Raw genomic sequence first — 10,716 nt, forward strand, 5'->3', positions numbered from 1 at the left:
ACGGAAGATACTCCCGCCCAAGCCTATATTACGCAAGCGTTCCATTGGTTGGTGATAACTGATGCTCCCATTGGTAGGTGCTCCACTGATACCTACCCATTGAGTACGAAACATTCCAAAGAGACTCCCTACTTCACGCGACCCTGTATAAGCAGGGTTAAAGAGCATCGTATTATACATATACTGAGTATATTGAGATTCTTGTTGGGCAAAAATCTCGGTACAGAATAACATTGTTAGTGCTGAAAACAACGCTTTTTTAATCATAATAAAACTGTATTTTATATATTTGCTATTGATTTTTATACTGATAGTACTTTGGGTAAGTACCTACAACTCGGCAAAAGTACATCTTTTTGTTCAAAAAGACACTCTTTTGTATAATTTTTTTTTATATAGTTGAAATTTTTCTCTATTACCTAAAACATAGAATTAATATAACTATTTATTTATAAATGAGTTACGATTAAAAAAAACAAAAGAGGCGCCTTTTATTTTAGAGTGCCTCTTTTGGGATTTTTTTACATTATAGTTCTATTTTAGTAAGCAAACAGAGGTCTATCTTCCATAAACATATTTACTTCTTCTGCTATTTCTTCAAGAACTTCATCATTATCTCGATTAGTAATCGCACGGTCTATAAAGTCGGCAATGCGTTCCATATCCGCTTCTTTGAGTCCGCGAGTAGTAATGGCAGATACACCTACTCTGATACCACTTGTTACAAAAGGAGAACGGGTATCGAAAGGCACCATATTTTTGTTTACTGTAATATCGGCTTTTCCAAGAGCTTCTTCGGCTTCTTTACCGCTTACGTTTTTATTACGCAAATCAATAAGCATCAAGTGATTATCAGTTCCTTTAGAGATGATATCATAGCCTTTAGCTAAAAGTACAGATGCTAATTTACGCGCATTCTTTTGCACTTGTATAGCATAATAGAGGAAATCATCGGAGAGGGCTTCGCCGAAAGCTACAGCTTTAGCAGCAATGATGTGTTCTAAAGGTCCGCCTTGGTTTCCTGGGAATACTGCGCTATCGAGTAAAGAGCTCATCATTCGTACTTCGCCTTTAGGAGTTTTGATACCGAAAGGGTTTTCAAAATCTTTACCCATTAAGATGAGCCCGCCGCGAGGGCCACGTAGGGTTTTGTGGGTAGTAGTGGTTACGATATGGCAATACGGGATAGGGTCGTTCAACAGACCTTTAGCGATAAGCCCTGCGGGGTGAGCAATATCGGCAAAGAGGATAGCTCCTACTTCATCGGCTATTTCTCTAAAACGTTTAAAGTCGATATCACGAGAGTAGGCTGAGGCGCCTGCCACTATCATTTTTGGACGTTCACGTTTAGCTATTTCCAATATATTGTCGTAATTGAGTCGGCCTGTTTCCTTTTCTACGCCATAGAATACAGGTTCGTACAATCTACCTGAGAAATTTACAGGAGATCCGTGAGTAAGGTGACCACCGTGAGAGAGGTCGAAGCCGAGGATTTTATCACCAGGTTTGAGACAAGTGGCATATACAGCGGCATTGGCTTGTGAACCGCTATGAGGCTGTACATTAGCATATTCAGCGCCAAAAAGGGCTTTAGCGCGATCAATAGCTATTTGTTCGATTTCGTCAATCACTTCACAACCACCATAGTAACGCTTGCCGGGATAACCTTCGGCGTATTTGTTAGTAAGTACAGAACCTGCTGCTTCCATTACTTGGTCGCTTACAAAGTTTTCGGAGGCGATGAGTTCAATTCCCAACTCTTGGCGCTCTCTCTCGTCCTCAATTAGTTCAAAAATATCAATGTCTCTTTGCATATTAAAATTATTTTGTTGTTTAATACTCTTCTCATTACTTCTATTTCTGGGCAAATATATGCTTTTTTTCAGTATCACACAAGCATCTGTAAAGAAATATTTGTTAGCCCAATACCACGTCCATTGCCATCATCACTACAAAACCTACTAGAAATCCTATGGTAGAAACATCGGTGTTCTCATTTTGCTGGGCTTCTGGTATTACCTCTTCTATGACCACATAAATCATAGCTCCTGCCGCAAAAGCAAGGGCATAAGGGAGTATTGGGGTAAAAAAGAGTACTGCAAAAGCTCCTAATACCCCTGCTATGGGCTCTACAATAGCTGAAAGTTGCCCATAAAAAAAGCTCTTACATCTGCTCACCCCCATACGTCTGAGTGGCATCGCTACAGCTATTCCTTCAGGAAAGTTCTGTAGCCCAATACCGATGGCAAGAGTTACCGCTCCCGCAATAGAGGCTTCGGGAATACCAGCGGCTACCCCTCCAAAGAGTACCCCTACCGCCAATCCTTCGGGAATGTTGTGCAAGGTGATAGCTAAAATAAGCAAAGTAGTTTTTTGCCAATCGGTTTTAATACCTTCTGTTTGTTTGAAGTTGGCGTGAAAGTGTGGTAATAACTTATCTAATACATAAAGAAAAAGTGCTCCCATAAATATCCCCACCGTAGCAGGTAGCACCTTTATAAAGCCTTCACCTTCTGTCATATTAATAGAGGGTATTATCAAACTCCACACACTAGCTGCCAGCATCACCCCTCCTGTAAAGCCTAACATACCATCTAACACGGTTTTGTTTTCTTTCTTAAAAAAGAATACCACTGCAGCCCCCAAAGCTGTTACACTCCACGTGAAAATGGTGGCGTATAAGGCAGCAAGTATGGGGTTAATAGTCTCTAAATAAGTGATAACGTTCTGTAACATTTTATGACCTATTTAAAAATATTTTGGTATAATAACATATCTTTATAAACTCCTTGACTGTAAAGCCAGTCTTTTTGTACACCACTGCAACTAAATCCTACTCTCTCAAAAAGGCGTATACTCACCTCATTATCAGCAGGGATATAAGCAATCAGTTGGTGTAAGTCTAAGTATTGTTGTGTATGAGCTATCAATTGTTGCAAGGCTTCTTTGGCATAACCTTTTCTTCGATAAGGAGGTAGGAGAGCTATTCCTACCGCTGCTCTGTTATGTTTAGGACTAAAATTATACAAATCTACACAACCTAAAGGTTCTTCATTAAATGCTATTACATAGCGATACTGCTTGGCTTCGTAAATATCTTGATGAGCGTGCTGTATATAGTCTTGCAACAAATGTTTGGCAAAAGGTAATTGGGTTTCACTTACCTCCCACAAACTCTCTTCATTTTCTAACAGATACAAAAAATCTATATCTTCAGGTTCTAAGGCTCTTAATTTTATCATTTTATTGTTCCCTCAAATACAAATTGAGCACTACCACTCAAATAGATATTCTCATACCCCTCACCTACTCTATCGAAACTCACTTGCAAATCACCTCCGCGGGTATAGAGAGTGATAGATTGATTTTCTGTTTGTTTAGTATGGTATAAAGCAATTGCGACGGCTGTAACGCCCGTACCACAAGAGTAGGTTTCATCTTCCACTCCACGTTCATAGGTGCGCACTTTAAAGCCATTTTCTCCTTTGCTCACAAAATTCACATTACTACCGCCCTGAGTAGCATAAAGTTTTCCATAGCGTATAGTGGCGCCCTCATCTTTCACATCTACGGTATCTACCTCTTTCACCCATTGTACGTGGTGAGGCGATCCTGTATTTAAGAATACATAACCTTTGTGCTCTTCTACCTCAGTTACATTCTTCATTTGTAAATGTACATAATTATCACCTTCAATTGTTGCACGATGTTCTCCGTCTACAGCTATAAATAATGTTTTGTGTTCTATAATACCCAATTGTTTAGCAAAAGCCACCACGCAGCGTCCGCCATTGCCACACATTGTACTTTCGCGCCCGTCGGAATTGTAATATACCATACGGAAATCATACTGCGGGTCGTTCTCAAGCAAAATAAGTCCATCGGCTCCAATGCCAAAACGTCTATGACACAACTGTGCTATTAGTGTTTTGTTATTTTTAGGAAAATTTTCTTCGCGATTATCAATCATCACAAAGTCATTTCCTGTTCCTTGATATTTATAGAAATTCATCATTAAAAAAGGTCAAAAATTAGTAGTGTTAAGTACGCAAAAGGTGAGGCAAAAATAAGGCTATCTAAACGGTCAAGCAAACCACCATGTCCTGGCAGTATCGTCCCGCTGTCCTTTACTTTAGCAGTTCGTTTAAAGCTAGACTCTACCAAGTCGCCCACCGCACCGGTAACCACCAAAATCACTGCCAACATAAGCCATTGCCATAGTGGTCTGCCACTGTAATACGAAATAGCCGTAGCAATAAGCATCGCCCCTATGAGTCCACCCACAAAACCCTCAATAGTTTTCTTAGGCGAAATGCGCTCAAAGAGCTTGTGTTTGCCAAAGGCTTTACCTGTAAGGTAGGCAAAACTATCACTCGCCCATATAATACACAACATTCCTATCATCGTAATTTGCGACTCGTTGTTGAATATATTCTGATAAAAATAATTAGGGTTCGGGTTATTCTCATATTTGTAAATCAGAGGCATAAATATACAACCTCCTCCTATATACAGTAGGCTAATAAGTAGTTTAGTATTGTTACTTTGCTTGCGGATAGGCGTTTTTTCATTGAAAAGCATCATCGTGAGGTATATATTAGTAAGCAAAGTAGCCAAAAGCAGTATATAAACCGAGAAAGGATAAGTTTTTAAGTGAATAAACAGCCACCAAACCAACAAAAAAAGCAAAAATATATGTAATTCCTTGAGCCTGATGAGCATTTTAAACTCAAATAAGCAAATAATACCAAAGGACAAAAATAAGAAGTCGAAAGCGTCGGGGTTGAGCATAATTGCTGATAGCAATAGGAAGACATAAATAAATCCTGTAATTGTTCTTTTAAATAGTTCGTTCATAAATTATTGTTTATCAATAGGTAAATCTTCTAACAGTATCAGGTATGTCCTCTTAGAACTTGTACCATAATTAGAAATTGTTTGTATATCAGGATTATCGGTAAAAGTTTGCAAAGTAATAAGCCCTGTAGGGATATGGCCTATATATTTTTTCTTAATACCTTTCATTCCTTCTGGAATATCTTTTACCATCTGGCTTGTTTTGGCGAAAATGATAAACACCTCTGGCAATTCATCCATTTTCCGATGTTTCAGCTGATGAGAAGAGAGCATTATACCTCCGAGAGAAGTTATAAGATACTCACAATCTATTAAATAGACATTAGAAGTATCAATATCGGATGTAAACATTGGGCTGTGTTCCTCAAACATTTCATTGATCACAGGTGATGCATTACTACTCATTTTCACATAAACGCCTAACTCTTTCAGTATATTGCGAAAGACTTCTTGCACCTCAAGATCTGAGGTACAATAGATAAATTTACCACCATTTTTGGTAAAATTCATTGCAAATTGCTCATCTTCTGTAAGTTGCTGGGGTGGTTCTATGTTATTACGTTTAAATATCTTGGCGAAAAAATTCATTCCTACACTGTAAAATGATGTGTTATCTACATATTTTTTGCAAATATATACAAAATAAATGAATCTGTGCATTTTCAGTGAAAAAAATTAAAAATTTATGCCTATCTTTGCCGCATCAAAAACGACCTATATGGCAGTACATATCAATATTATAGGAGCAGGCAATATGGCTTACCAACTCACGCGTGCATTCTATAATCACCCAGAGGTACAACTTCAGCAACTCTACAGCCGGAGCGAATTAAGCTCTGAGTTCAATACTTTTGAAATAGAGGAAACGCATCATCTCAACTTTTTGCGCCCTGCTGATGTGTGTATTATCGCTGTGAAAGATGAGGCTATTGCTGAAATATCCAAAAAATTACCTTTTGAAAACCAATTGGTAGTGCATACTTCAGGTAACACCTCTATTGAGGCTATTGACTCTAAAAATAGGCGTGGCGTGTTCTATCCTCTGCAAACGATGAACAAACAAACGCTTGTAGATTTCAATAGTGTTCCTTTTTGCTTGGAAGCTGAAAACACTAATGATTTCTACCTACTACAACGTTTGGCTTTATTGCTTTCCGCAAAAACATACGCATTGAACAGTTACCAACGCAGGGTACTACACCTCGCCGCTGTGTTTATGAATAATTTCAGTAACCATTTGGTATATATAAGTGAGCAGATATGTAAGAAAAATGAGGTTCCTTTTGAAATTCTACAACCATTACTCACTGAAACTTTTGCAAAACTACAAAACACCTCGGCTTACGATGCTCAAACAGGTCCTGCACGACGCAACGATTCTCTAACCATAGCTAACCACTTGGCAATGTTAGATAACAATAACTATAAAGAAATATATGAGATTATTACAAATTCAATAATAAACACTTATGGAAGAAAAGAATTATAAAGAAAAATTGAAAGACATCACCACATTCATTTTTGATGTAGATGGGGTTTTTACTAATACCCAAGTATTTGTAAACAATGATGGTGACCTTTTACGCAGTATGAATATGAAAGACGGTTTTGCCCTCAAAACAGCTGTTGCTAAAGGATATACCATCTGCATTATTACAGGTGGTGGCAATGTAGGGGTACAAAAGCGTTTTGAAAACCTTGGGGTAACCGATATTTTTATGCTCCGCCACGAGAAACTCGAAACTTTTTTAGAGTACCAAAAGAGCAAAGGGCTTAAAACGGAACAAATTCTCTATATGGGAGATGATATCCCTGATATTCCTCCTATGAAACACTCAGGTTTAGCTACTTGTCCTCAAGATGCTGTGCCCGAGGTAAAAGCAGTTGCTCACTACATATCTCACCGCGATGGCGGACAAGGGGCTGTACGCGATGTGATTGAACAAGTACTAAAAGTACGTGGCGATTGGTTTGATTTCAACTAACAATTAATAATTAACAAAAGCTGCTCAAGAAAAGTTTATTTTTTGAACAGCTTTTTGTATTGATTTATTTATTAGCTAATTATTAGAACGCTTTGATGCGATACATCAACCCGAGGCTCACGCGATTGGTATTATCTGTAATGTTATCTTTTTCGCGACTTCTTCCTATATAAGCCAAAAAGAAACGCAAGTCTTGTTTTTCAAAAGGCAAATATTCAATTCCTGCAAAATACCCTATACCCTTAAGTTCATTGTTGGGTAAATCACTTTTAGCAGTTTCATACATACCTTGAGCAAAAATATTCCAATGAGGTACAGGTTGATACTCGGCTTTTAGTACAAAGCTATTGTACTTGGCATCTTTTACAAGTGTAGTGCCACTCTTTGGAGTATATTTCAACCTATCTAATTGTTCATTAGCCATCATATAATCAAAGAAGACTTGGAACTTAGGCAAATTGAGTTTAGTTCCCAACATCAAGAGCCAGTTGTTATAGCCATCGGCTTCACTTTGCAAACCACCTCCCCAACGAGTTTGGATAAGATTATCAAACAGATTACCATTCCAATTAAAGATGTAGGTAAGAGGAGCTTTACTTTCGCTGATAGTAGGTGAAGTTGTACCATAAATATCTGCAAATTTATCATTGCGTACATCAGTAATTTGGAAGTTAAATTCGTGATTCTCGTTAGGTGCATAAGTAATCATTGCTCCTAACATAAAGTTATCCATATTCTCAAGGAAATCAGAATATTCATAAATATTCATTGGGTTTAAGTCGAACTCGAAACCACCCCAAGCTTGACACATTTTTCCTGCAGTAAGTGTCCATTTATCATCTAAACGGAACCCTGCATAAAGCATATCAGTAGCTTTGGCAAGGTTATCCAAAGAAGCTCTTGCATTTGATTTATTCAAACGATGACGAAAGCGGTAGAAAATACGGTCGGTAATATCACCTCTTACTTCCCATCGCAACTGGCGTGCATAGAACTTAGCTGTCATATCTTGGTCTTTTGCTTTTTCTACATCAAAACTTCCTTGAAAGTTGAAGTACATATTAAACTTCTTATGAAAGGGCTGTTCTCCTTGATTTTCAGGCATAGATAGAGGCGCAGGAGCGGTAGCTTTAAGCTGATCGATTTCTGCCCTCAATTGGTTAATTTGATTTTGCAAATCTTGTTGCGCTGAGGCGATACCTCCTATGAGGAGGCTCACTGCTAATAATATCTTTTTCATACGTATTCTTTTTTAGGAAATAGCTAATTCCTATTACCTAATTCCTGATTTCTAATATTCATTGAAATATTTTTGGATTTGTTTCCAGTCTTTGGTTTTAGTGAGTGCTAACATCAATAGAACACGAGCTTTTTGTGGGTTGAGTGTTTGTGAAGCTACAAATTGATATTTAGCATCGTCTACTTCGGCATCGAGAGTTGTTGCTCCTGTAGGTACGCGTGAAGAACGCACAAACTGAATGCCTTGCTCTCTTGCTTTTACTGCCAAATCAAAGATAGTGTGATAAAGATTTCCATTGCCTACTCCAGCGTGTACAATACCATCGAATTTAGCGTCCATAAAGGCTTTCATTGGCAATTCAGATACATTAGAATAGCTGTATACAATGCCTACTTTAGGTAATTCTTTAAAGTTATCTACATTGAAAACAGATTGATAAGTATGTTTGTTTTCAGGAGTGCGGTTAAAGAATACTTTGCCATTGTGAATGTATGCCAATTTGCCATAGTTAGCACCTTGGAAAGTTTCGACAGCAGTGGTATTGGTTTTAATGACATCTTTAGCATCGAGTACGATGTCGTTCATACACACCATTACCCCACGCCCCATAGCGTTTTTATCGGCAGCAGTTACTACTGCGTTATAGAGGTTTAGAGGGCCATCGGCACTCATACCTGTAGCAGGACGCATTGCTCCTACCATTACCACAGGTTTTTTGCTGTGTACGGTAAGGTTGAGGAAGTAAGCGGTTTCTTCCATTGTATCGGTACCGTGAGTGATTACCACACCATCATACCCTTCTTTGTTTAAGAGCTGGTTGATGCGTTTGGCAAGTGTGAGCCATACCTCATCGTTCATATCTTGTGAACCGATTTTCACAATTTGTTCACCACTTATATTGGCTACATTCTTCACTTCAGGGACTGCATCTAAGAGTTGGTAAATACCGAGTTCACCAGCTTTATAGTTGGTTTCAGTATTTGATTTACTTACTCCTGCGATAGTACCACCGGTAGCTAAAATACGAATCTTTGGCTTTTGTTGCGCAAAGACTGCCACAGTCATCATTAAGAGCAATGAGAGGGCAATTTTTTTCATCAATGTTATCATATATAATTTTAGTTATTAGTTTTAAATGGAAAGTTAAGAATTAGAAATTAGATATTTCACATAAACATAATTATTAGGTAACCTACTGCAATGGCTACAATAGTAGCTACAAAACCAGGAATTTGGAACGAGTGGTTCAGCACGTACTTGCCTATGCGAGTGGTACCTGTTCTATCGAAATTGATAGCAGCTACTACGGTAGGATAATTAGGGATAAAGAAATAGCCATTCACCGCAGGGAACATTGCTATCATTGCCATTGGGTGAATGCCTAAGGCAATCCCTAACGGATAAAGAGTTCGTACCGTAGCGGCTTGACTAAATAAAAGAACAGACATTACAAAAAGGGCTACTGCAAAGAGGAAAGGATATTGAGTAACTATTTGTTCGATGTGCATTTTGAAGAACTCAATATTGCCATTGAAAAAGGTATCTCCCATCCAAGCAATCCCAAAAATAGCTATCACGGCTTGCATACCTGCAATAAATACCGAACCTTTTACTGCTTTGTTGATGTCTACTCGAGCAAAGATAATCATCAAGCCAGCGATAGACATCATTATAATTTCGATGAGTTGGGTCATTCCCATTTGTACTTTCTCACCTCCTACTTCAAAAGATGGACGAAGGCTATCAATAGAACCAAAAAGTACGATAGAGAGGACTCCTATAAGGAATATAATCACTGACGTTTTGGCTCTTTGCAGGTCTTTACCGGTCATTTGCGAAGCGGTATGACTTTCTTTTTCTAAAAGCCCTTCACGTAAACGGCGTTGGTATTCAGGGTCTTTTTCGAGAGGAACGCCCATAAAACTCACGGCTATGGCGCCTACAATCACCCCGATAATCGTAGCGGGGATACACACCATCAAAATATTACCTAACGTAATACCTTTACTACCTAAGAGCTCAGCTGAAAGTAAAGCGGCTGTAGCTGCCGAAATAGGGCTGGCTGTAATAGCCTGTTGCGAAGCTATTACCGATATAGAAAGGGGACGCTCAGGGCGTACCTTGCTATCGGTAGCAATTTCGGAGATGATAGGCAAAAGCGAATAGGCAATGTGGCCTGTACCTGAAAACAAAGTAAAAAAGTAGCAGACTACAGGCGCCAAGAAGGTAATCATAGCAGGATTTTTACGCAGAATTTTCTCGGCTACCTTCACCAAATAATCTAAACCTCCCGCTGCTTGCAAGGTAGCAGCCGCTGTAATAACTGCTACAATGATAAGCATTACATCAATAGGCGGATTACCAGGTTTGAGTCCGAAACAAAAGACCAGAATTCCTAAACCTATCATACCGAAGATACCGAGCCCGATACCTCCTACTCTGGCTCCTACAAAGATAGCGAGGAGCACGATTAATAATTCTATATATATCATATTCAATTAAGAAATCATAATTATGGTTCAAAGGTACGAAAGTTTTAGGAAAGAAAAAAGAAAAATACGATATTTTTTTAACAAATATCGTATTTTTCTTAACAGATAAAACCGTATTTTAAAATAACTATCAGAAAATGAG

The 10,716-nt window shown here is 38.5% G+C and carries 12 protein-coding genes; 2 read left to right on the forward strand and 10 right to left on the reverse strand.

Annotation, left to right across the window (positions count from 1 at the left end):
- The 7 genes from I7X29_RS14885 to I7X29_RS14915 all read right to left on the reverse strand — a co-directional run.
- A partial coding sequence (locus I7X29_RS14885; RefSeq protein ID WP_198475808.1) for a type IX secretion system membrane protein PorP/SprF occupies positions 1-267 on the reverse strand: 267 nt, incomplete at its 3' end.
- A 272-nt stretch (positions 268-539) separates the two neighbouring features.
- Positions 540-1,814, reverse strand: coding sequence for a serine hydroxymethyltransferase (gene glyA, locus I7X29_RS14890; RefSeq protein ID WP_198475810.1), 1,275 nt, complete (start codon positions 1,812-1,814; stop codon positions 540-542).
- Between the two features lie 103 nt (positions 1,815-1,917).
- On the reverse strand, positions 1,918-2,736 hold the full coding sequence (locus tag I7X29_RS14895) for a ZIP family metal transporter (protein WP_198467615.1): 819 nt from the start codon (positions 2,734-2,736) through the stop codon (positions 1,918-1,920).
- Between the two features lie 8 nt (positions 2,737-2,744).
- Positions 2,745-3,242 (reverse strand): GNAT family N-acetyltransferase, encoded by a 498-nt coding sequence (locus I7X29_RS14900; protein ID WP_198475812.1) that lies wholly within the window; start codon positions 3,240-3,242, stop codon positions 2,745-2,747.
- A complete protein-coding gene (gene dapF, locus I7X29_RS14905; RefSeq protein WP_009413484.1) occupies positions 3,239-4,015 on the reverse strand; it encodes a diaminopimelate epimerase in 777 nt (258 codons plus the stop codon). Before dapF ends, I7X29_RS14900 begins: the two co-directional genes overlap by 4 nt.
- On the reverse strand, positions 4,015-4,857 hold the full coding sequence (locus tag I7X29_RS14910) for a phosphatidate cytidylyltransferase (RefSeq protein ID WP_009413483.1): 843 nt from the start codon (positions 4,855-4,857) through the stop codon (positions 4,015-4,017). The genes dapF and I7X29_RS14910 overlap by 1 nt, the downstream gene beginning before the upstream one ends.
- A gap of 3 nt (positions 4,858-4,860) precedes the next feature.
- Positions 4,861-5,445 carry an LUD domain-containing protein gene (locus tag I7X29_RS14915; RefSeq protein WP_009413482.1) on the reverse strand — a complete coding sequence of 195 codons (585 nt, stop codon included), beginning with the start codon at positions 5,443-5,445 and terminating at the stop codon, positions 4,861-4,863.
- A gap of 130 nt (positions 5,446-5,575) precedes the next feature.
- Between I7X29_RS14915 and I7X29_RS14920 the strand changes: the two genes are divergently transcribed.
- Together I7X29_RS14920 and I7X29_RS14925 are read left to right on the forward strand one after the other, a co-directional pair.
- Complete coding sequence (locus I7X29_RS14920) at positions 5,576-6,346, forward strand: Rossmann-like and DUF2520 domain-containing protein (RefSeq protein ID WP_198475818.1); 771 nt, start codon at positions 5,576-5,578, stop codon at positions 6,344-6,346.
- Positions 6,327-6,842, forward strand: a complete 516-nt coding sequence (locus I7X29_RS14925) for a KdsC family phosphatase (protein WP_009413480.1) — start codon at positions 6,327-6,329, stop codon at positions 6,840-6,842. Before I7X29_RS14920 ends, I7X29_RS14925 begins: the two co-directional genes overlap by 20 nt.
- An 82-nt stretch (positions 6,843-6,924) precedes the next feature.
- On the opposite strand, the gene I7X29_RS14930 is transcribed toward I7X29_RS14925, so the two are convergent.
- From I7X29_RS14930 to I7X29_RS14940, 3 genes are read right to left on the reverse strand one after another with little or no spacing between them, the layout of a single operon-like run.
- Positions 6,925-8,082, reverse strand: a complete 1,158-nt coding sequence (locus I7X29_RS14930) for a porin (RefSeq protein ID WP_198475814.1) — start codon at positions 8,080-8,082, stop codon at positions 6,925-6,927.
- A 51-nt stretch (positions 8,083-8,133) separates the two neighbouring features.
- Positions 8,134-9,192, reverse strand: coding sequence for an L-asparaginase 2 (gene ansB, locus I7X29_RS14935; protein ID WP_198475816.1), 1,059 nt, complete (start codon positions 9,190-9,192; stop codon positions 8,134-8,136).
- A 56-nt stretch (positions 9,193-9,248) separates the two neighbouring features.
- Positions 9,249-10,574: an anaerobic C4-dicarboxylate transporter family protein gene (locus tag I7X29_RS14940; RefSeq protein ID WP_088594644.1), complete on the reverse strand. Its 1,326-nt coding sequence runs from the start codon at positions 10,572-10,574 to the stop codon at positions 9,249-9,251.
- Between the last annotated feature and the right edge of the window lie 142 nt (positions 10,575-10,716).

This window comes from Capnocytophaga periodontitidis, assembly GCF_016126015.1.
In the GTDB taxonomy this organism is placed as follows: Bacteria; Bacteroidota; Bacteroidia; order Flavobacteriales; family Flavobacteriaceae; genus Capnocytophaga; species Capnocytophaga periodontitidis.

Coding starts and splice junctions, on each gene's coding strand:
- glyA (WP_198475810.1), bottom strand. CDS start 1,814: ATGCAAAGAGACATTGATATTTTTGAACTAATTGAGGACGAGAGAGAG.
- I7X29_RS14940 (WP_088594644.1), bottom strand. CDS start 10,574: ATGATATATATAGAATTATTAATCGTGCTCCTCGCTATCTTTGTAGGA.
- I7X29_RS14915 (WP_009413482.1), bottom strand. CDS start 5,445: ATGAATTTTTTCGCCAAGATATTTAAACGTAATAACATAGAACCACCC.
- I7X29_RS14910 (WP_009413483.1), bottom strand. CDS start 4,857: ATGAACGAACTATTTAAAAGAACAATTACAGGATTTATTTATGTCTTC.
- I7X29_RS14900 (WP_198475812.1), bottom strand. CDS start 3,242: ATGATAAAATTAAGAGCCTTAGAACCTGAAGATATAGATTTTTTGTAT.
- I7X29_RS14895 (WP_198467615.1), bottom strand. CDS start 2,736: ATGTTACAGAACGTTATCACTTATTTAGAGACTATTAACCCCATACTT.
- I7X29_RS14920 (WP_198475818.1), top strand. CDS start 5,576: ATGGCAGTACATATCAATATTATAGGAGCAGGCAATATGGCTTACCAA.
- ansB (WP_198475816.1), bottom strand. CDS start 9,192: ATGATAACATTGATGAAAAAAATTGCCCTCTCATTGCTCTTAATGATG.
- dapF (WP_009413484.1), bottom strand. CDS start 4,015: ATGATGAATTTCTATAAATATCAAGGAACAGGAAATGACTTTGTGATG.
- I7X29_RS14925 (WP_009413480.1), top strand. CDS start 6,327: ATGGAAGAAAAGAATTATAAAGAAAAATTGAAAGACATCACCACATTC.
- I7X29_RS14930 (WP_198475814.1), bottom strand. CDS start 8,082: ATGAAAAAGATATTATTAGCAGTGAGCCTCCTCATAGGAGGTATCGCC.